Annotated in this window: 4 protein-coding genes; 1 reads left to right on the top strand and 3 read right to left on the bottom strand. The window is 65.5% G+C overall.

The features are described from left to right. Positions 1 to 665: 665 nt before the first annotated feature. From LWC34_RS41625 to LWC34_RS41615, 3 genes are all read right to left on the bottom strand, one after another. On the bottom strand, positions 666 to 1103 hold the full coding sequence (locus tag LWC34_RS41625) for an NUDIX hydrolase (RefSeq protein WP_233730711.1): 438 nt from the start codon (positions 1101 to 1103) through the stop codon (positions 666 to 668). A 159-nt stretch (positions 1104 to 1262) separates the two neighbouring features. Beyond that, positions 1263 to 2171 (bottom strand): phytanoyl-CoA dioxygenase family protein, encoded by a 909-nt coding sequence (locus LWC34_RS41620; protein WP_233730710.1) that lies wholly within the window; start codon positions 2169 to 2171, stop codon positions 1263 to 1265. After that, positions 2105 to 3787, bottom strand: coding sequence for a cyclic peptide export ABC transporter (locus LWC34_RS41615; RefSeq protein WP_235730318.1), 1683 nt, complete (start codon positions 3785 to 3787; stop codon positions 2105 to 2107). The genes LWC34_RS41620 and LWC34_RS41615 overlap by 67 nt, the downstream gene beginning before the upstream one ends. Before the next feature lie 212 nt (positions 3788 to 3999). On the opposite strand from LWC34_RS41615, the gene LWC34_RS41610 reads away from it, so the two are divergent. Further along, positions 4000 to 23646, top strand: coding sequence for a non-ribosomal peptide synthetase (locus LWC34_RS41610; protein ID WP_233730708.1), 19647 nt, complete (start codon positions 4000 to 4002; stop codon positions 23644 to 23646). The last annotated feature ends 31 nt before the right edge of the window (positions 23647 to 23677 follow it).

The raw sequence follows: 23677 nt of genomic DNA, 5'->3' as shown, positions 1-23677 counted from the left end.
GGGGAGCCTGCCGGGCAGGCCGCGGCAAGCACTCATTCCCCTCATTCCGCTCATTCGTGCAGGTCGGCCGCGCCTCATGCGGAATGAGGCAACTCATCCCGCGCTGGCCGAACTCATCCCGGCCTCATCCACCTCACAGGAGGGGTTCCCGCGGCCTCCCTGCTGGTTCAGCCGTAGTGGCCTGCTAGTCGCTAGCGCGCTGGTCAAGCTGCGTGCCAGCCGCTAGCGCGGGTGCTAGGTCTAGCACTTCCGAGTGCTATGCAGGTGGCGAACGCTAGGCGCGCTCCTGGCCCCCGTCCGCCGTCTCAGTTCCCGTCTCAGTCCGGCCCTGTCCGGAGAGCCCCCAACTGTTCCAGCTGTCTCACTGACCAGCGCAAACGGACGGACGTGGACACGTTCGGACAGGGCTCCCGAGTCCTCGTAATGCGTAGGTCAAGGGTTCGATTCCCTTAGGCGGCTCCACCGCTAAACCGCAGTTCACCCCGTGTGAGCTGCGGTTTTGTCGTTCAGGAGCTGACCGGTCAGAGGGTTGCGCCGTCAGAGGCGGCGACTTGTGAGCCCGAGGAGCCGGGATCGACGCCGGTTTGGTGCTTGGCGCTGGCATGGCAGGTGGGGCAAACAGGCTCGGTGGCGAACCTGCTCAGCTCCGCGCAGCACCGTCCGCCTTATCCGATCAGTTCCGGGGTGTCCTCGCGCAGCCGGTCGTACCAAGTGGCGATCGAGCGCTTGTAGCCGTCCGGCATGGTCAAAGTGGGCACCTCGTGTTCGGTGAACAGGCCGATTTCCTTGTGTTCATGGGAAAGCACTGGCTCGGTGTCGCCGTTCACGTAACAGCCGTAGGTCACGATGAACACGTGCTTCTCGGCCACGTCGATGTAGTACATCCAGGTGTCGAGGATCGGCCCGGTGGTCACCTTCCACTGGGTCTCTTCGGTGATCTCGCGTGCGACGCACTCTTCGGGTGTCTCGCCGAGTTCGATCCGGCCTCCAGGTAGTTCCCACTCGTTCCGCTCGTTCTTGAGCAGCAGCACTTTTCCGTCGCGCACGACCACGCCCTTGATCGAGACGGGAAATGTGCGCGGAACGTAGTCGGGCTGGCTCATCGAGGCGTCCTCCGAAGTCGGTGACTGGCTGCTCACCGGTAACGTTCCCGCAACGAGCGACGGAGGGTGACAGTCTGTCACTGGATGTGGTGAATGGCCGGGCGGATTCGCATGGCTGGGCCATTCGAAGTTGTCGGCGCGGGGAGTGCCGACGGCTCCTCAGTTCTTCACGGTTCCTTGCTTGAGGCGTTCGATCATTCGGTGGGTGGTGGCGATCGGTGTCTCGGTGTCCGCGCCGGACTGGAAACTGCCGTACATGTTGCGTAGCGTCGCCCGGTCGTTCCACTGCTCGTGGCCTTTGAACGGGATGGTGTTGGCTTCGTCGAACATCGGCCATGCGCGGTAGTTGTTGACGCCGGCCACCGCCGCGCCGCGCATCAGGATCGGGTCGAGGTAGAGGCCTTCGTTGGTGATGCTTGTCGAGGTTCGGATGAATCCCATGTCCAGTCCGCAGCGCCGGGTTGGTGAGGTGTTGGGCGCCGAGCAGTGCAGGATGTTCGGGTGGTGGATGGACACGTCGCCGGGGTTCAGCTCGATCTCGACCACTTCGGCGGTGTCGATCCACTGCTGGACGAGCGATTCGCTCGCTGAGGAGAAGAGCATGTTCGGCGTGTCGGTGCGCAGTTGTGGATCTTCCAGCGGAATCCGGTGACTGCCGGGGATCATCTGCAGGCAGCCGTTCTCCGGGGTGGTCTTGTCGACGGCGAGCCACAGGGTCAGTGCGTCCATCGGGGCGAGCTTCCAGTAGGCGCCGTCCTGGTGCCACAGCACGGGTTGACCGTCCAATGGCGGTTTGCAGATGTAGTGCGCGGTGAACAGTGCGATGTCCGGGCCGAGGAACAGTTGGGCGATGTCGAGCAACCGTTCGTCGCTGACCAGTCGCACCCAGAACGCGTCGTCGCGCATCAGTGGGTGGTGGAAGTGCTCGGGCCGCAGGTCCGGGTATCTGCCAGTCAGCCATTTCACGTGCTGGTCGGCCTCGGCGAGCAGGTCCGCGTCGATCACGTTGCGGAAGATGGCGAAACCGTCTCGTTCGTACTGTTCGACGGCGTCGTTGAAGGGGTGCATGGGGTGGTTCCTCCGTGATCCTGTGCGCCTGCCGGGCTGATCTGGCCCTGTTCCAGCTTCACCAGGCGGTCGGCCTGGCCGAAGTACTTCTCGTCGTGGGTGACGGCGATGACTGTCTTGCCACGCGCCCGCAGCTCTGGCAGCAGTTCGAGGTAGAAGTAGCGGCGGAACTCAGCGTCCTGGTCGGCTGCCCACTCGTCGAAAAGGAAGATCTCGCCATCGTCCACATAGGCCTGTACGAGGGCCAGCCGTTTCCGCTGGCCCTGCGACAAGTCCATTGTGGACAGTTTGCCGCCTGACGAGCTGACCTTGTCTTGCAGGTCCATCTTTCGCAGCAGGGTGGTGAGCGTCTTGTCCGGTGCGGGCTTGCCTGTCCGGTCGACGACGTGGCCGAACAGGTGGAAGTCGAAGAACACTGTGCTGAACAGCTGCCGGTAGCCCGGCACGTCGCCGACCGGCTCGCCGTCGACGGCGAGGTGCCCGCCGTCCGGCTTGATCAGCGCGGTCAGCAGCAGCGCGAGGGTCGACTTGCCGCTTCCGTTGCCGCCGATGACGAACAGGATCTCGCCTCGGTTGACCGTGAGGTCCACGGGGCCGAACGCGAAACCGTGCGCGTCCGACGCGTTGTACCGGTAGCGCAGGCCGGATGCGGTGATCTGCTGCCACTGCGCGGGTTTCGCTGCTGCCGGGGATGTGGTCACCGGTGCGGTCAGGCCGAGCGAGCTCATCTTGCGTGCGCTGGCGAAGCCCTGTGCGATGTCCTGCGACGCCACGATCACGTAGTTCAACGGATTCATCAGGTACAGCACCACGATGACGAACTGCATCAGGGTCACCGGCGGTACGTCGAGCCAGCTTGTGCCGAGCAGCACTACCGTGAACAGTGCGGTGAAGATCATCGTGCTCGACCACGTGCCGCCGTGGTTCCACCACTTCTGCAGCGCGTAACCGAGCTTGCGGTTGCGCTCGATCGATTCGCCGACGACGCCGGAGAAATGATCGGCTCTCGCCGGGTTGAGCAGGAGTTCTTTCTTGCCGTTCGCGATTGCGGCAAAGTGCTCGAACAGTTCGTCTTCCTCGTCACGGATTGCCGCCATCGCGCGAGCGCCTTTGCCCATGAGATAGAGCGACGAACCGATGGCGAATGCCATGAATGCGGCAAAAATGAGAAAAAGCTGCCACGAGATGATGCCGAGATAGCCGAACGAGAACAGCACCATCATTCCGTTGAAGAAGAACAATGGCAGTACCGTGAACAGTGTGGCAAGTCTGCCGACGTCGGCGACAAGGCTGCCGGTCACCTGATGTTTGCCGATTTCGAGCAGCTTTTCGTAGTCCAGCTTGAGGTAGCGAAGGCAGAGGTCCGCGCGCACCTCCGCGATCGTCGCCGAGCCGAACCTGGCCAGGTACGTTCCGGAAGCGATGCTGGTCACGAACATGATCAGGATCAAGCCGATGCCCACCGGCAGTGCCTGTGCGACTCCACCAGCCACCCCGTCGGCGGCCAGCCGGTTGAGGTAGCCGAGCAGTACGATGGAGAATCCGGCACTTGCCGCTGACAGAACGATCGCCACCAGTATCTGTCCGCGACGGCGTGACAGATGATCTCTGATCATGCTTCCCCGCTCGTGATGTTCGCATGGTCCGCGGATTCTTCATCCTGTGCCTGGTGGGCCACTCGGGTATGGGACTTTCGGGCGGCTGATCGGGTGGCAAAACCTGCCTGCTCGCAAGTGGTGTTCGGCGGTCCGGCCCAGGAAAGCGTTTCTACACTGGCGCAGGTCTGCCCTGCGAATGCCTGTTTTGTCACGGTGCTTTGGATGTGTACATGAGTGTGGACTGTGTGATCATCGGGCAAGGAACTGTCGCTGTTCTCTGCGCGGAACAACTGCTCGCGAACGGCGTTGTGATCAAGGCGGTGGTGAGCACAGAGCCGATTCTCACCGGCTGGGCGGCCGAGCGCGGCATCCAGTCGTCGCCGGGCCTGAAAACCCTGCCGGACAAAGCTTTCGATTACCTGTTCAGCATTGTCAACCCGGTCATCCTGACCCCGGACGAGCTCGCCCTGCCACGCAGGCTCGCGATCAACTTCCATGACGGGCCGTTGCCACGCTATGCCGGTGTGCACGCGACAAGCTGGGCGTTGATCGACGGTGTACGCAGGCACGCGATCACATGGCACGTCATGACCGAGGCTGCGGACGAAGGGCCGATCGTCACGCAACGCTGGTTCGACGTCGATCCAGACGAAACCGCGTTCTCGTTGAACGCCAAGTGTTACAGCGAGGCAGTCGCTGCTTTCACCGAATTGCTGCCCCGGCTGCTTGCCGGTGATGTGGTGCTGGCCGAGCAGGATCTGGCTTGCCGCACGTACTTCGGCCGCCATGATCGCCCCGACGGTCTGCTGGACTTCGCCAAACCGGCCGAGTCGATTCGTGGTCTGGTCGCCGCACTCGATTTCGCGCCCTACCCCAACCCGCTCACCACGGCAAAGGTGTGGACCGGTACCCACGCCGTCGCGGTCGAGTCGATCCAGGTCACGTCGTTGGCGTCCGAGCATCCGCCGGGAACAGTGGTCGCGACCGCCGGAGGATTCCAGCAGGTGGCAACCGGCACGAACGACGTGTTGCTCCGCCTTGCCGACAGCGCGGTGGTTGACCGATTCCCCGAGTTCCCCGAGCACCGGCGGGTCCGGCTCAACGAGCTCATCGGGCAGACCGCGCGATTGGAAAGCTGGTGGTTACGCAGGTTTCGGCAGGTCGTCGCCGCACAACTGCACGCGAACATAAACACTTCTCGCGCCGCACTGCCTACCGTGATGGCATTTCTCAGTCGGGTCAACCATGGTCCTTTCGACGTCGCACTCGTGGATCCAGACACCGTCGACGCCTATCCCGCGGAGTTCTTCGCACACGCCGTGCCATGGCGTTCACCTGTCGACCCGACAGGGACTCTGGCCGACGCCCGGCACGCGGTGGACGATTCGCTGGCCGGCTTGGCTGGGACGTATCCGCGAGATCTGCTCGCCAGGTACTCGATCGACGCGGATCTGCCGGTGACTGTGACCATCTGGGACGGCCCGGTGGTCTTCGACGATCCGGATCTGGCCGCCCGCTATGAGATCTTCTGCCGAGGCTCGGCTGGTCCCATCGCGGACATACCTCTGGTGGACGACGCCGAACGCGATGTGCTGCTGACTGCTGGCAAAGCGGATCAGGACAGCGTACGAGCGTGCGTGCACAACCTGTTCGAGCAGGTCGCCGCGAACAGTCCGGACGCGGTGGCTGTGCGGATGGCAGAGCAGTCACTCACCTATGGCGAACTGGATCGGCGTGCCAACCAGGTGGCGCATTGCTTGGTGGGCAAGGGGATACGTACCGACGATGTCGTCGGCCTGCGCATGGAACGGTCGATCGACCTGCTGGTGGGATTGCTCGGCATACTCAAATCCGGCGCGGCATATCTGCCGTTGGACCCGCGGCTTCCCGATCGACGGCTGGCGTTCATGGCCGCTGACGCGCAGGCACACCTGGTCATGGACACGATCGACGCCGGCGGATTCCCGGACACTGATCCGGACATCGAGGCCCGGCCGGACTCGCTCGCGTACGTCATCTACACCTCAGGCACGACGGGCAAGCCGAAGGGATGCGCGGTCGAGCACCAGCACCTGGCCACGACACTGGTAGGTGCTCAGCGGGAGTTCGGGTTCGGCGCCATGGACGTGTTGCCGAGCCTGGCGTCACCTGCTTTCGACATCTCGTTGCTGGAACTGTTGCTGCCGTTGATCAGCGGCGGAACCACTGTCCTCGTTGACGCCGAACAGGTCACGGACATCGTTGAGCTGGTCGAGCACACGAGCGACGCGACGTTCTTCCATGCCGTCCCGAGCCTGATGAGCGCATGGCTCGAGCATGCAGGCGGCCACTATCCGGCACTTCGGTGCCTGCTCGTCGGTGGTGACGCGGTACCGAGGCGCCTGCTGGACGATCTGATGTCGCATTTCCCAACGGCTCAGGTGATCGAGCTGTACGGCCCGACCGAAGCCACGATCATCAGCACGTTCCACCACGTGAACGAGGGAACGCATCGCGATGTCCCGCATTGCATCGGCAAGCGGTTCGGCTACACGAGCACTTACGTCCTCGACCCGTCGAGGGGCCTGACTCCCGCGGGAAGCCCGGGTGAACTGTGGCTTGGCGGAAGCACGATCGCGCGCGGCTACCTCGGCAATGACGATCTGACCGCTCAGCGGTTCGCCATGGTCGGCGGTGAACGGCTCTATCGGACCGGTGACCTGGTCAGATACCTGCCTGACGGCAGCATGGAGTTCCTCGGCCGGACCGACGACCAGGTCAAGATCCGCGGCTTCCGGATCGAGCTCAGCGAAATCGAGCACGCTCTCGGCGCGCAGGACGGTGTCGACGCAGCGGTCGTCATCGCGCGGGACACTCCGACGGGAAAGCAGCTCGTCGCCTACGTCGCCGCCGACGAAGTGCCTGGCGTACCGGAGTTCCTGCCTGACTACATGGTTCCGGCGCACATCGTGCGGCTCGATTCCTTACCGCTCAACGCCAACGGCAAGATTGACCGGGCCGCTTTGCCCTTGCCCGAGGCGCGCGACGGGTACCTCCCGCCACGAACCGCTGTGGAACGGGAACTCTGCCTGCTGTGGCAGGAGTTTCTGGACGTGCCGCAGGTCGGTGTGCACGACGATTTCTTCGCTCTCGGCGGGCATTCTCTAGTCGCCAGCAGGCTGACCGTGGCGGTCCGGGCCCGGCTTCGCGCTGATGTCACGGTGTCGACGATTTTCAAGAATCCCACTGTCGAAGCATTGGCCGCGCATATCGGGCCACGGATGACCATCCCGAGGGTGGCTGAGCGTGACAGTTATCCGCTCTCCCACGCACAACAACGCATCTGGCTGCACGAACAGCACAACCCCGGCACGACCACCTACAACATCCCGCCTGTGCTCATCCGCATCGACGGTCCGCTTGACGTGACAAGGCTCGACAACGTCCTCAAGTCCTTAGTGGACAGACATGAAAGCCTGCGCGCGAGCTACCACGGGCCCACGCAACGCGTGACGACGAACGCGTTTCAACTGCGACACACCGACGATCTGTCGATCGCGCGGCGGTTTGCCGACACACCGTTCGATCTCACGGTGTCACCGCTGCGCGCGGCGCTGGTCCGGCTCGAACCTGAGGCGCACGTCCTGGTGTTGTCCGTGCACCATCTGGCCGCTGATGGCGCGTCCTTTGGCGTGTTGTTCGAGGAACTCAGTGCGCTGTACGACGGCCGCGGCTTGGATGACCTGGTCACGCGATACGTGGACTACGCGGAATGGGACGAGGGCCGGGCGTTCGACGTGTCCTATTGGACCGATCGGCTCGCAGATCTTCCAGCGTCACACGGACTTGCGTTGGACCGGCCGCGTCCAAGGCTGCGGAGCCATCGCGGTGCCCTGGTGCGTCGTCCACTGCCGGGCCGGGACGCGTTGGCGGCTTTGGCGCGAGAGCGTGGGGTTACCCAGTTCATGATCCTGGAGGCGGCCTTCGCCTCGCTGCTGCACCGTTACTCCGGTGCAACCGACATCGTGGTCGGGACACCCGTCGCCAACCGGGAAAACCCCAGCACCGCTGGGCTTACCGGCTGTTTCGTCAACACCGTCGTGCTGCGGACGGACTTCACCGGCTCGCCGGCGTTCGACGAAGTGCTGGCGAGGACCGCCGCCATGGCGACCGAGGCGTTCGAGCACCAGGCGGCGCCGTTCGACATGGTCGTCGCGCAGATCAACCCGGAACGCGACCCGGCGCTGCATCCGCTCTTCCAAGTGATGTTCGCGGTCGAGGACGCGACCGCGCCGCAGCTCACCGGTGTGCGGACATCGCTGCTAGACCAGGATCATCGAACCGCGAAGTTCGACCTCTCACTGTATGTGCGCGATCGAGGCGATTCGCTCGATCTCATGTGGGAGTACGCCACCGACATCTTCGACGCGGAGACCGTTGCCGCGTTGAGCGACTCCTACGAGACCCTGGTCGCCGCGATCCTGGCAGGTGAGCCTCGGCCCTCGGTCCTCAGTCCCACACAGGCCGCGGCGATCAAGGCGAGCAACGACACCGCCGCGCCGTTCCCCGAACATGACTGTGTCCATGAGCTTTTCGAGGCACAGGTCGAACGGACACCGCACGCGGTCGCGGTGTCGTTCGAAGGCCGGGAGATGACGTTCGTCGAACTCAATGCCTTGGCGAACCAGGTGGCGCATACGTTGACCGAACGGGGGATCGGGCCGGACGACCCGGTCGGGCTGCAGGTCGAGCGCGGTATTGAGATGGTCGCCGGGATCTACGGGATCTGGAAGGCAGGCGCGGCCTACGTTCCGCTGGAGCCGTCGTATCCGGCGGCTCGGCTGCGCCAGATGAGCGCGGGACTGGCCGCCGTCCTCACCGAGAAGGACATTGCCGCAGCCCGCGGGTACCCGGACGTGAACCCGGCGAGAGACGCGTCGCCGAACGACCTCGCGTACGTGATCTTCACCTCCGGGTCGACCGGCGAGCCGAAAGGGGTGATGGTCGAGCATCGGGCGCTGGTCAACCGGATTCACTGGATGGCCGCCGAGTACCGGCTGACCGGTTCGGATGTCGTCCTGCAGAAGACGCCGTTCAGTTTCGACGTGTCGGTGTGGGAGCTGACCTGGCCGTTGATCACCGGAGCCCGGTTGGTGATCCTGCGGCCGGACGGCCACAAGGACCCCGATCACCTGGTCGACGTGATCAAGTCCGATGGCGTCACCACGATCCACTTCGTGCCGTCGATGCTGCGGGCGATGCTCGAGCACGGTCGCTGGCACGAATGCGTCTCGGTCCGGCAGGTGTTCTGCAGTGGCGAGGCGCTGCCGAAATCGGTGACGTCCGCGTTCTTCGCCACAGGCACGGACGCTTCGTTGCACAACCTCTACGGCCCGACCGAGGCCACGATCGACGTCAGCCAATGGACGTGCCACGCCGGTGACCAGACTGTCCCCATTGGACATCCAATTCAGAACACCACGTTGTCCGTGCTTGACGAACACATGCGGGACGTTCCGCCTGGCGCACCTGGCGAGCTGTACATCGGTGGCGTCGGACTGGCTCGCGGTTACCTGCACCGCCAGGACCTGACCAGCGAGCGGTTCGTGATGCGGGAGGGCGAGCGGCTCTACCGCACCGGCGATCTGGTGCGCCGCAGGCGGGATGGCGCACTCGAGTTCCTCGGCAGGCTCGACCACCAGGTGAAGATCCGCGGTTTCCGGGTCGAGCTCGGCGAGATCGAATCAGTCCTGCACGCCCATCCCGACGTGGCCGATGCCGTTGTGGTGGCGCGAGATGAGCTGCTCGTGGCGTACGTGGTCGGTCTTCGCCAGGACCTGCGCGAGTATCTGGCCGACCGGCTGCCTGAGTACCTTGTGCCGTCGGTGTTCGTCCCGCTGGAACGGATGCCGCTGTCCGCCAACGGGAAAGTGGACCGAAACGCACTTCCCGACCCCGCCTTCAGCGCACCGGACGACACCGAACTGGCCGGTGCGGTCGAAATGGAACTCGCCGCGTTGTGGCAACGAGTGCTGAAGGTGCGGCGGGTCGGCGCCCTGACGAACTTCTTCCACGCCGGCGGCCATTCCCTGCTGGCTACCAGGCTCGTCGCCGAGATCCGGCGCCGCTGGCAGGCGGACATCAGCATCAGCACGGTCTTCGCGCACCAGACACTCCGAGATCTGGCCGGGGTGGTGGAACTCGCGACCCGGCGGGATGTGGCCCCGATCCGGCCGGTCGACCGGTCCGGACCGTTGCCGGTGTCGTTCGGTCAGCAGCGGTTCTGGCTGCTTGACCAGCTGAACCCGGAGACCCCGCAGCACGCCGTGATGGCAGCCATCCAGCTCGACGGCGAGCTGGATGTGCCGTCGCTGGAACGGACCTTCCGCAAGCTGATCGAGCGGCACGAGATCCTGCGGACCACGTATCACCGGACAGACGACGGTGTTCGGCAGGACGTCCGGCAGGGCCTCGGCTTCGAGCTGCCGATGCTCGATGCGTCCGAGGCGGACGTTGAACGGCTGGCCCGCGAGGAAGTCGACAAGCCGTTCGACCTCACCCGCGAGGCCTCGCTGCGCGCGAAGGTGCTGCGCCTCGGCGACCAGAGGCACGTGCTCTTGCTGACCGTGCATCACATCGCGTCTGACGGCTGGTCGAACGGTGTGCTCTACGAGGAGATCACCAGCCTGTACCGGTCGGAAACGCTTGAGCCGCAACCGGTGCGGTACGCGGATTACGCGGTGTGGCAGCGAACCCAGCTGGCTGGCGCCCCCCTTGCCGAGCAGATCGAGTATTGGGCCGACGAGCTCGCCGATGTCCCAGTGCTGCACGGCCTTCCGCTGGACCGGCCACGACCGGCTGTGCGGAGCCACCGCGGCGACACCGTACGGCAAGTCCTCGGCCAAGAACTGACCGCGGCCGTGCGGGCGCTCGCACTGGACAGCGGTTCGACGCTGTTCATGGTTCTGCACGCCGGATTCGCGGCTCTGGTTGCCAGGTACTCCAACGCCGATGACGTGGTCGTCGGCACCACACTGGCCAACCGTGAACAGGCCGAGGTGTCCCGGCTCGTCGGGCCGTTCATGAACCCGGTCGCACTGCGGGCCGATTTCCGCGCGGATCCGACATTCACCGAGCTGCTCGCCGAGAACCGGCGGCGGGCACTTGGCGCGTACGAACACCAGCAGGTGCCGTTCGAGCAACTGCTTGACCGGCTGGGCATCGAGCGCAGCCCGGCCTACCCGCCCCTGATCCAGCTGATGCTGATCCTGCACAACAACGACGGTGGTTTCTTCGAGCTGCCGGGTGTGCGCGGTACCGTACTGCGCTTCGAACACGCACAGGCCCGGCTGGATCTGATCCTCGACGTGGTCGAGCGCGCCGGTGAACTCGAGGTGAGCTGGGAGTACAGCACCGATCTGCTCGACCGGTCCACTGTGGAGCGGATGGCGGCCGATTTCGAGCAGCTGCTGACCGTGGTCACGGCCGAACCAGAAGGCAAGGTCGCTGAGATTCCCTTGGTGTCGACGGTGTCCGGCAGCGGAGTCGTGCTGGACTATCCGGACAAGTGCCTGCACGAGCTGTTCGAGCAGTGCGCCGACCGGCAGCCAGAGACGGTCGCGGTCGTCGACGGAACCCGCCAGATCACGTACGGCGAGCTGAACGCCATGGCCAACCAGGTGGCCAACGACCTGATCGACCGTGGAGCAGCGGCGGACGACCTTGTCGGTGTGCACATGGAACGGTCGATCGAGAGCGTCGCGGCCTTCCTCGGCATTCTGAAGGCCGGCGCGGGCTATGTGCCGATCAGCCCCGAGCTGCCGGAGCATCGCGTGCACGCGATCGTGGCCGACGCCAAGCCGGTGCACGTCCTGACGGGTGTCGAAACCGGTGCGGCGAACCACAATCCAGGCAGACGAGTGTCCTCGTCGGACATCGCCTACACGATCTACACGTCCGGATCGACTGGACGACCCAAGGGCGTCCGCGTCGAGCACCGGGCCATCCTGTCCAGCTTCCACGCGTGGGAGCGGGCATACCGGCTCGACGAAACCCGAAACCACCTGCAGGCGGCCGGAATCGGGTTCGACGTGTCGGTCGGCGACATGGTGCGTGCGCTGTGCTCGGGCGGGCGGCTGGTGATCTGTCCGAAGGACACGCTGCTCGACCCCGTCGAGCTGCACGCGTTGATCGAGGCACAGGACATCCACTTCGCCGAGTTCGTCCCGCTCACCCTCACCAACCTGGTCGATCACCTCGACCGGGCCGGCGCCCGGCTGACCACACTGCGTTTCCTTGTGGCGGGTTCGGACCGTTGGCACGGTGCCGACCTCGGCAAAGCCCGTAATGTGGTGGCAGAGCAGACAATTCTGGTCAACTCATACGGGTTGACCGAGGCCGCGGTCGACAGCACGTATTTCGAATCCGCGGCAGGCGACGCGATTGCGGACGGGCCTGTGCCGATCGGCCGTCCACTGGGCAACGTCCAGGCGTACGTGCTGAGTCCAGCAGGTCAGCCTTGCCCGATCGGGGTACCGGGCGAGCTGTACATTGCCGGGCCAGCCCTCGCGCGGGACTACCTGAACGATCCCGAGCTCACCGAGCACCGATTTGTGGTCCGCCGGGGCGTCCGGATGTATCGCACGGGCGATCTGGCTTTCTGGCGCGCTGACGGGCAGCTCGGCCTGCTTGGCCGGGTGGACCTGCAGGTCAAACTGCGCGGTGCCCGGATCGAGCTCACCGAGATCGAAGCCTGCCTGCTGGCGAACGAGACCGTCACGGCCGCGGTGGCCACCGTGGTTGACCTTGGCGGTACCGAGATCCTGGCCGCGTATGTCGTGGCAACCGGCGAGACCGACCTGCGGGAGTACGTCGAAGGCAGGCTGCCTGACTACATGGTGCCCGCAGTGGTCACGCGGCTTGACGAGTTGCCGATGAACGCCAACGGCAAGGTGGACCGGGCCGCGCTTCCGATGCCGGTGCTCGGCGACGACTCCGTGCCGGACAACGACACCGAGCGGGCACTGGTCACTCTCTGGCAGGACTTGCTCGACGTCGCCGAGCCCGGTGTGCGGACGAGTTTCTTCGCACTGGGAGGCCATTCGCTACTCGCAGCCAGGCTGGTCGCGTTGGTCAGGGACCAGTGGCAGGCCGACATCCCGATCCGCGTGGTGTTCGAGCAGCCGACGATCCGTCGCCTCGCCAGGGTGATCGACGCGGCAACGGCTGTGCCGAGTGCGGGCATCGAGCGGGTGGATCGCCGGTCACGGCTGGCGCTTTCGTCGGCGCAGCAACGCTTGTGGCTGATCGACCAGCTCGACCAGGACACCACCCAGTACACGATCTCCACCGCGTTGCGGCTGATGGGGAAACTCGACATCGCGGCTTTGCGATGTGCCCTCGGTGACATCGTCGAACGGCACGAGATCCTGCGCACCACCTATCACTCGCAGGATGGCCTCGCGTACCAGGTCGTGTCGGAGCCGCGCGAGATCGATCTGCCCGTCGTGACCGAGGACCTCGACCAGGTGGCGATGCGCGTGGCGCGGGCCCGGTTCGACCTGACCACCGGCCCGATGCTGCGGGCCACGCTGGTCGAAGTGGCCGGAGACCACCACGTACTGCTGCTGTCGATGCACCACATCGCGGCAGACGGCTGGTCGATGGGGATCCTGGCGAACGAACTGACCGCGTTCTATCGGGCGGCAGTGCGCGGTGCGCCGAATCCGTTGCCGCCGCTGGAGATTCAGTACGCCGACTACGCCGCTTGGGATCGGCAGCGGCCGGTCGGCGACACGGAGTTCTGGCTCGACCGATTGGCCGACCTGCCGTCGATCCACGGCCTGCCACTGGATCATCCGCGTCCCGCGCGACAAAGCCACCGTGGCGCGACCCACGTGACCACAGTGGACTCCGCTGGGTTGCGGGCGCTGGCCGAAGAGCACGGTGTGACGCTGTTCAACGTGCTGCACGCCGCCTTCGCCTGTCTGCTTTCGCGCTACGCCGACGACACCGACATCGTGGTGGGCACACCGGTCGCCAACCGGGACCGTGCCGAAACAGCCGATCTGCTTGGTTTCTTCGTCAACACCGTGGTGTTGCGCACCGATCTGGCCGGCGACCCGACGTTCGCCGAGTTGCTGCGCCAAAGCCGTGCGGACGTGATGGACACGCTCGACCGCCAGTCGGTCCCGTTCGACGTGCTCGTCGACGAGTTGGCGCCGGATCGGAGCCTGAGCCACCATCCGCTGTTCCAGATCATGCTCGTCCTGCAGAACAACGACCAAGGGGCGTTCGACCTGCCGGAGCTGACCGCGTCGGTGTTCAAGCCGGACGGCGCGACCGCCAAGTTCGACCTGACCCTCGATGTCATCGAGTTCCCCGGCGAACTCAGCCTGAGCTGGGAATACGCGACCGACCTCTTCGAGGCAGGCACCATCGAACGGATGGCAGCGCACTTCGGGCGCCTGCTGTCCGCGATACTGGCCGAACCGGGCGCACCGATCTCACGACTGTCCTTTATGGACGATGAAGAGTGGCGGCAGCTGGCGAACTGGAATGCCATGGCATACGAGTACGACCAGCAGCACCTGCCCCACGAATATGTCTCCGAACAACCACCTGAAGCCATCGCTGTCACGGCGTATGGCGAGCAGATCACGTATGGCGAACTGGACCGACGAGCTAACCGCCTCGCACATGTGCTCATCGACGCTGGTGTCGGGCCGGATGTCGTCGCTGGCATCCTGCTGCCGCGCAGTTCGATCGATCTCATCGTCAGTGTGCTGGCCGTGTTCAAGGCCGGTGGCGCGTATGTCGCGCTGGAGCTCGACGCGCCGAGCGCACGCCTCGAGCACATGCTGCGGGATGCGTCGATCGAAACCGTGCTCACCACGTCCGAGCTGGCAGACAGGTTGCCCGGCAAGGCGATCCGCGTCGATTCGGCGACCGTCGGCCAGGCGTCCGACGCGCCGGTCGAGCGCCGGGTACCGCAAGGCGGCCTCGCGTACCTGATCTACACATCGGGGTCGACCGGGACACCGAAAGCCTTGCTGCAGACCCACCGGACGTTGGAAAACCTGGTCGCCATGTCGCCCATCACCGGGCGGATGCGGACACTGCAGTACGCGGCGCTGTCGTTCGACGTGTCGATCCAGGAGATCGTCACCGCCTGGCGTACCGGCAGCGAGCTGGTGCTGATCTCGGCGGATGACCGGATGGACCCGGCCGCGGTGCTTGACATGATCGCCGCCAACCGGATCGAACGGCTTTTCATCCCGACCGCGATGCTCTATCTCGTCGCCGACGAGTACGCCAGAGCCGCACGGGATGTCACGAGCCTGCGTGAAGTCATCGTCGGCGGCGAGACCCTCAAGATCACCGCGGCCGTCAAGGCGCTGATCGAAGACAACGGGATCGTGTTCGTCAACGAGTACGGCCCCAGCGAGACGCACGCCGTGAGCTATGAGGTCATCGAGGACCTCACGGTCGGGTCGGTGCCGTCGGTCGGGCATGTGATCGGCAACCTCCGCGCGTACGTCGTGGACCGCAACGACCAGGTGCAGCCGGACGGTCTGCCAGGTGAACTGTGCATTGGCGGCGACGGCGTCGCGCTCGGCTACCTCAACCAACCTGAACTCACCGCCGTGAAGTTCGTCGAGCTGTTCGGCGAACGCGTCTATCGCAGCGGTGACCGCGTTCGCCGGTTGCCCGACGGCAGGCTCGAGTTCTTCGGCCGGTCGGACGACCAGATCAAGATCCGGGGCTATCGCGTCGAAATCGGTGAGATCGAGCAGGTGCTGCAGCGGCATCCAGCGGTCGACGACGTCGTCGTGGTCGCTCGCCAGGACCGCCAGCAACTGGTCGCCTACGTCGTCGGCGCGGTCACCGGTCCGGCTCTGCACGAGTACCTGCGGTCCCGGGTGCCGGACTACATGATCCCGGCGATCTTCGTGCCGATGACGGCGTTGCCGCTGACCAAAGTGGGCAAAGTGGACCGGCGCAGGCTGCCGCAACCGGACTTCGGCACGGCCGACCGGCTCGCGCCGAGCACACCGACCGAGGCCGTGCTGCTGCCGATCTGGCAGGACGTCCTCGGCGTCGAGCAGATCGGGGTCGCCGACAACTTCTTCCGCCTCGGCGGGCATTCCCTGCTGGCCGTGCGGCTGGTCAACCGGATCTCCCAGCACGTCGGCAAGCCCGTGCCGCTGCGAGCTGTCCTCGAGTTCCCCACGGTCGCGCGACTGTCGGCGCACATCGACGAGGACAGCGCGGCCCGACCCCAAGTAGATCCACTGTGGACGGATCCGGGCAACGCCTTCGAGCCGTTCCCGCTCACCGACATCCAGCAGGCGTACTGGCTTGGCCGGGGCGGGCATTTCGACCTCGGCAACATCGGGACGCACAGTTACATCGAGATGCCCGCACAGGACCTTGACATCACCCGCTACCAGCGCGCATGGAACCGGCTCATCCAGCGTCATCCGATGCTGCGGATGGTGCTCACCCCGGATGGGCGGCAACGGATCCTGCCGGAGGTGGGTGAGTACGTCCTGCGCGTGCACGACGGCCAAGACCGGATGAAGATCCGGGAACGGATGTCCCACCAGGTCTTCTCCGGCTACGAATGGCCGCTGTTCGAGGTGTGTGTCAGCCGGGAGAGCCCGGCGCGGTCGTACGTGCACATCAGTATCGACGCGTTCTCACTGGACGCCGCGAGTTTTCTGCAACTGTTCGACGAGTGGATGCGGCTGTACGAGAACCCGGACGAGCCGTTGCCGCCCGTCGACATCACCTTCCGGGACTACGTGCTGTCGGCACAACGGCTGCGGGACACCGAGTTCATGGTGCCGTCTCGCACGTACTGGCTCGACCGGATCGCGGAATTCCCGATGGCACCGAACCTGCCGTTCGCGGTGGACCCGGCCGAGATCACCACACCGGCGTTCGAAGGTCGGCGGCATTTCACCACGCCGGAAAAGTGGGCCGAGCTCAAACAGTTCGCCGCACGGCTGAGCATCACGCCGTCGGTGCTCGTCATCGGCTGCTTCGCCGAAGTGCTCGCCAGATGGGCCCAGTCGCCGCACTTCGCGTTGAACCTCACGCTGTTCAACCGGATCGAGTTCCACGAGCAGGTCGAGCGGATCGTCGGCGACTTCACCTCGTTGACGCTGCTGGAAGTCGATCACCGGCAGGCCGGAGCCACGCTGGTCGACAAGTTCGCGGCACTGCAACGGCGGTTGTTCGCCGACCTGGAACACCGGCACTTCACCGGCGTCGAGGTCCAGCGCGAGCTGTCCCGCAGGCACGCGACCACAGTCACGTATCCCGTGGTGGTCACCAGCACGCTCGGCCTCGGCAACCGGTCGGGAAAGCCAGGTCCGTTCGACTCCGACGGCGTCTACACGGTCAGCCAGACACCGCAGGTGTGGCTGGACTTCCAGGTCAGCGAGATCGACGGTGCCCTGTCGTGCAACTGGGACAGCGTCAGCGGCCTGTTTCCCGACGGCATGCTCGACGACATGTTCGCGGCGTTCATCGAGCTGCTGGAGAACGTCCCCGACGGCCAAAGGGACACGCTTCCCGCCGCGCATCGGGCGTTGGTCGCCGAAGTCAACGACACGGCCAAAGACTTCGCGCCGTCGTTCCCGGCGCGGTTGCACCAGCCTCTGCTTGAGCAGATTCGCCTGCGGGGCGACAAGGTCGCGGTGGTCGCGAGTGGACGCCGGGTCACGTACCGGGAACTCGGGCTGGCCAGCCAACGGCTGGCCGCGCGGGTGCGACCCGGCGGGCTTGTCGCGATCCTGATGCACAAGGGCTGGCAGCAGGTTGTCGCCGCGTTGGCGATCCTGCGGGCCGGTGCGGCGTATCTGCCGATCGACGCGTCCTTGCCTGCCGAGCGGATCCGGCAACTGCTTGAGATCGGTGCGGTCGAGCAGGTTCTCACGGTCGAGGGGGTGGCGTGCGAGCTGCCCACACTGATCGTCGACGAGACGTTGTTCGCCGACGGGGAACTCGAGTTCGAACAGCCCCGGCAGGCGGAGACCGACCTCGCGTACGTGATCTTCACGTCCGGATCGACCGGGACGCCGAAAGGCGTGATGATCGACCACCGCGGCGCACTGAACACCGTGCTGGACATCAACGACCGGTACGCCGTGACCGAAGCGGACACCGTGCTCGGCTTGTCCAGCATGAGCTTCGACCTGTCGGTCTACGACGTCTTCGGGGTGCTCGGCGCTGGCGGCACGCTGGTTTTGCCGTCACCCGACGAGTCTCGTGATCCACAGGCCTGGCTGCACCACCTGGCCGGCGAACGAGTGACATTGTGGAACACGGTGCCGGCGTTGCTGCAGATGCTGCTGGATTTCCAGCCCGCTCGGCTCGATCTGCGGCTGGTCATGCTCAGCGGTGACTGGATTCCCATCGACCTGCCGGAGCGGCTGCGGGCGGTCGCGCCGGACGTGCTGCTGGTCAGCCTCGGCGGCGCCACCGAGGCCTCCATCTGGTCGATCGACCACGTCGTCGGCGACGTCGATCCGTCATGGCGCAGCGTCCCGTACGGCAAAGCACTGGCGAACCAGACGTTCTACGTGCTCAAACACGACCTGTCGGTTGCTCCGGTGTACTGCGTCGGTGAGCTCTACATCGGTGGCATCGGCCTCGCGCGTGGATATTGGGGCGATCCGGCGAAGACCGCGCTGAGGTTCGTCGAGCATCCCGTGACAGGTGAGCGGCTGTATCGCACGGGTGACCTCGGCAGGCTGCGGCCGGACGGGACCATCGAGTTCCTCGGCCGCGACGACGACCAGGTCAAGGTCCAGGGGCACCGGATCGAGCTCGGCGAGATCGAGGCCCGGCTGACGGCACACCCGGCGGTCCGCGCCGCCGTTGTGTCCGTTCAGGACAGACAACTGGCCGGCTATGTCGTGCCTGCGTTCGACGATGTCTCGATCCATGGCGACGTGCTCACCTCCGAGCCCGACCGTGCGGCCTTCACGTTGCAGCGCAACGGGATTCGAAACCTGACGGGCCCGGCGCGGTCCGTCCGCGCGCTGGCGGCGTTGGGGGAGTACGCCTTTGGCAAGCGGCATTACCCGTCGGCTGGCGGTCTGTACCCGGTGCAAGCCTATGTCGGCGGGCACTACTACCGGCCAGACACCGGCGAACTCGTCCGAGTCTCGGACATGCTCACCGACGACTGGACGTTGCACCTGGTGGCGGACATGGCCGCGATCGAGCCGATGTACGGCCGCAACAGCGAGGACTTCTGCCGGTTGGAAGCCGGATATCTCGTGCAGGCGCTTCGGTCGAGCGGAGTGGACCTGACTCCGGTGCCTGCCGCGGACATCCGCAAGGCCTGTCGGCTGACCGATGACCATCGGGTGTTGCGGGCGTACTCGATGCATTTCGGCGATGGAGTGCCGGTGCCCGCACGCAAGTCGTATCGCGCATTCGAACCTGCGAACCTCACCGAGGACAGGCTGCTGGCGGTCCTGCCTACTGAGCCCGAATTACCGGTCGTGGTGTGGATCCGGGACAAGGGTTGGTTCGACCTCACCGAGGGCGCTCTGTCCGCACGGGACGACGATCGCGACCCAGCGGTGGTGTTCCGCTACAGCGGTGACGTGTTCGCCACCGCCGCGTTCGCGGTGTTGCTTGGTGGCCCGAAGACACCGGAAACCCTGCATCGGGCCGGTGAGCTCGGTCAGACGATGATGACAACGGCCGTCGAAGGAAACATTGGACTGTGCCCGATCGGTGTCGTCGACACGGACGCCGTGCACGCCTTCCTCGGCGGCGTGATCACCGACGAGCAGATCCAGTCGGCTGACGTCTCGCAGCCGGTCGTGGACATGGCAGGCGTGCTCAAGGAGTTCCTCGGCCAGGTCCTGCCCGCGTACATGGTCCCGCCGCACATCCTGCGGATCGCCGAGATCCCGTTGTCAGCCAACGGAAAGGTGAACCGCAAGGCACTGCCCGCACCCGACGTGCCGGTGCCGGACACGCATGTGCGGGCGGAAACCGCGACCGAGAAGGAGCTGGCCGGGATCTGGCAGGCCGTGCTCGGCAGGCCGGAGGTCGGCGTGACCGACAACTTCTTCGACCTCGGTGGCGACTCGATGCACGCGATATCGGTGGTCACCAAGGCAAGACAGGCCGGAGTCCACTTCTCGGTGCGGGATCTTTACGCCCAGCAGACCATCGCGGCCGTTGCCGCTGTGGCCTCGTTCGTTGAGGCGGACGACGACGGCAAGCTCGAAGCGTTCGCATTGCTTTCCGACGAGCAACGCGCGACGATCGAGCCTGAGATCGGCTTGGTGCAGGACGCTTACCCGCTGACCAAGCTGCAGCAGGGGATGATCTACCACAGTCTCGTCGACGGCGAGCGCGGCACGTACCACGAGGTTGTCAGCACTCACCTGCGGTTGCCGTGGGATCAGGGGAAGTTCGCCGGAGCGCTGCGAGAGATCACCAAGCAGCACGACATTTTGCGGACCGTCCTGCGGTATGACCTCCAACTGGTGCTGACGCGGGCCGAACCGGTGTTGCGGGTGCACGACATCCGGCACCTCGATCCGCAGGCACAGGCCGCGCATATCCGGGCGTGGATCGCCGACGAACGAGCATCCGCGTTCGAGCCGGAGCGGCCCGCGTGGTCGGTCGTGATCCACCTGCGGGGCACGGACGAACTGCAGTACACGCTTGTGTGCCATCACGCACTGCTCGACGGCTGGAGTGTGGCCAAGTTCAGCGAGCAACTCCTCGCGCTCTACCGAGGCGAGCCGTCCGCGGGCACGTCGTCCTACCGGGAATTCGTCGCGGCCGAGATCGCGGCAGGCAAGTCGGACGAAGCCATCCGGTACTTCTCGGCGAAGCTGGCCGACGCCCCGGTGCCGTGGTGGACTGGCGCGCAGCGGCACGAACCCATTCGGCACACCTTCGAAGTCCCCGGTGTGCACATGCCTGCGGCGACGGACAAAGCCGTGTTCCTCGCGGCGCACATCGTGCTGCTGTCCCTGCTCACCGGCTCGTCCGATGTGGTCACCTCGGTCGTCACCAACTGCCGTCCGGAAACCGACGGCGCCGAACATGCCCTCGGGCTGTTCCTGAACTCGCTGCCGATGCGGATCAACCGCGCTGAGACGTGGGAAGACCTCGTCGCGGATGTCGAGCGGACGCTGCTGGCCGACAGCGCCCACAAACTGTGCCCGGTCGCCGACATCCAGGCGGGCACGGGACTGGATCTGTCGGGAAGCTTGTTCACGTTCGTGCACTTCCGGCAAGCGGTGGACGTACTCGGCGACGATTCGGTGGACACCACGAACTACCTGCTGGCCACCGAGGTCGCCAAAACCGGCACGACCTACCGGGTGGATCTGGTGCTCGACTCCGGTGCTTTCGATGCCGCGTTCGCTGAGCGTGCCGCCGGCCTGTACCGAAGGATTCTGACCACGATCGGCGGACCGATCAGCAACGCGGCCATTCTTGGTGAGACCGCGCAACCCTGGAACGACACCGCGCGTGAGTTCCCGGCTGATCGCGTCATGCATTCGTTCTTCGAGCAACAGGCCGCCAGGACGCCCGACGCCGTCGCGCTCGTCTTCGAAGGACGGACGATGAGCTACCGGGAGTTGAACGAGCGGGCGAACCGGCTCGCGCATCACCTGATCGGCCTCGGTGCGCCCACACTGGTCGGGCTCTCGGCCGAGCGCTCGTTCGAGATGGTGATCGGGATCTACGGGATCTGGAAGGCGGGCGCGGCATACGTCCCGATCGACCCGAGCCACCCGCCCGCCCGGCAGGAACAGATCATCGAGCAAGCCGGGATCCGGCATGTGCTCACGCACGCCGATCTCGCCATGGACTACCAGACCTCGTTGGACAATCCGGGGCGGTCCGGCGACCGCGCGTACGTGATCTTCACGTCCGGGTCGACCGGCACACCGAAGGGCGTCGCGGTGTCGCACCGGGCGCTGATCAACCGGATCGTCTGGATGGACACGGAATTCCCACTGTCTGATGTGGACACCGTGGTGCAGAAGACGCCGTTCGGCTTCGACGTGTCCGTATGGGAGTTCACGTGGCCGCTCGCCGTCGGTGCCCGGTTGGTCATCGCCCGTCCGGACGGACATCGGGATCCGGACTATCTGGTCGATCTGATTCGTACGCAGGGTGTCACGACCCTGCATTTCGTGCCGTCGATGTTGCGCGCCATGCTCCAGCACGGCAGATGGGCCGAGTGCGGCTCCGTCAGGCAGGTGTTCTGCAGCGGTGAGGCGCTGCCGCACTCGCTCGCCGCGGATTTCTTCGCCTCAGGAACGGATGCGGCGCTGGTCAACCTGTACGGGCCGACCGAGGCCGCGATCGACGTGAGCTACTGGCGATGTGACCCGGCGGACGAAGCCGTGCCAATCGGCTATCCCATCCACAACACCCGGTTGCACGTGCTCAGCGACGACCGCCAACCCCTGCCCGTTGGCGTGCCTGGCGAGCTGTACATCGGCGGAACCGGGCTCGCCGACGGTTATCTCGGCCGTCCGGACCTGACCGCCGAGCGCTTCGTGACCGTCGATGGTGAGCGGCTTTATCGCACCGGGGACCTGGTCCGCCGCCGGACGGACGGTGCGCTCGAGTTCCTCGGCAGGCTCGACCACCAGGTGAAGATCCGGGGTGTCCGGATCGAGCTCGGTGAGATCGAGGCCGTACTCGCCGGACATCCCGATGTGGCCGACGTTGTGGTGATCGCCCGTGCTGAGCGGCTGGTTGCCTACGTGGTGGCACCCGCGGGCACGGATCTGCGGAGCTATCTCGCCTCGCGTCTGCCGGACTACCTGGTTCCGGCCGCGTTCGTCACGCTGCCCGCGTTGCCGTTGAGCGCCAACGGAAAAATCGACCGCAAGGCGTTGCCTGACCCGGAGCGTGCGGCGACTGCCGTCGCGCCACGGGACACGCTCGAAGCGCGGGTGTGCGAGATTGCCGGGTCGGTCCTCGGTGGGATCGAAGTGGGCGTGCACGACCCGTTCTTCGAGGTCGGTGGCGACTCGCTGAAACTGATCCGGCTGGCCGGCGCGATCAAACAGCACTTGGGCGTCGCCCTACCCGTGATGACGTTGTTCGAAGCGTCGACCGTCGCGCGGATGGCGGAGCTGATCCGCGGCACGGACAACACCGAACAGGTGGTGCACCGGCTCACCCCGCCGCGTCCGGACGCCACCGTGACTGTCCTTTGTGTCCCATACGCGGCCGGGGACGGCGTGATCTACAAGGAGCTTGCCGACCGGGTCGCCTCGGATATCGCCCTGTTCTCCGTCACCAATCCGAGAACGTTCGACGCCGATGACCCGACGCAGGTCGCGGCCTTCGTCGACCGGTGTGCCGAGGAGATCCAGCGAGAGATCACCGGTCCAGTGATCGTGTGGGGGCACTGTGTCGGCTACGCCCTCGCCCTCGTGCTGGCCAAACGCCTGCCTGACGTGCGAGCGGTCTGCCTTGGCGGCGTCGTCATCGATGCCGATCACGCCGAGCGAGACTTGTCCTTCACGGACGTCGACGTGGTCGACGTCCTGACGACCGCTGGACTGTCCGAGGTGCAAGGCTCGATCACGGGCGAGGAATGGGCCGAGGTCGCCGCGAAGTTCCGGCACGACACCGTGCTCAGTGTGCGCTGCGACCGTGACTTCTTCGCAGGCGAGCCGTTGCCCGTCCCGGTGTACTGCGTCGTGGCCGATGACGACCCGCTCACGCCGGACTGGCGGGAGAACGCCGCGAACTGGGCAAGCGTTTCCGGCGATCTGCGGGTCGTGGCGTTGGACGACGGTGGGCACTACTTCGTCACCACGCGCAGCGTGGCGGTCGCCGCGCTCCTGGCCGAGATCACGTCGGAAACTGTGCTGTGACACAGCGAAGCCCGGGCACAGGGCCTGGGCT

This window comes from Kibdelosporangium philippinense, from assembly GCF_021390435.2.
GTDB lineage: Bacteria > Actinomycetota > Actinomycetes > Mycobacteriales > Pseudonocardiaceae > Kibdelosporangium > Kibdelosporangium philippinense.
Note: the sequence above shows the minus strand (reverse complement) of the source record. Positions and strands in the feature narration are given on the sequence as shown.

Excerpts from the sequence above, each read along its gene's own strand:
- LWC34_RS41625 (WP_233730711.1), bottom strand. The coding sequence starts at position 1,103 with ATGAGCCAGCCCGACTACGTTCCGCGCACATTTCCCGTCTCGATCAAG.
- LWC34_RS41615 (WP_235730318.1), bottom strand. The coding sequence starts at position 3,787 with ATGATCAGAGATCATCTGTCACGCCGTCGCGGACAGATACTGGTGGCG.
- LWC34_RS41620 (WP_233730710.1), bottom strand. The coding sequence starts at position 2,171 with ATGCACCCCTTCAACGACGCCGTCGAACAGTACGAACGAGACGGTTTC.
- LWC34_RS41610 (WP_233730708.1), top strand. The coding sequence starts at position 4,000 with ATGAGTGTGGACTGTGTGATCATCGGGCAAGGAACTGTCGCTGTTCTC.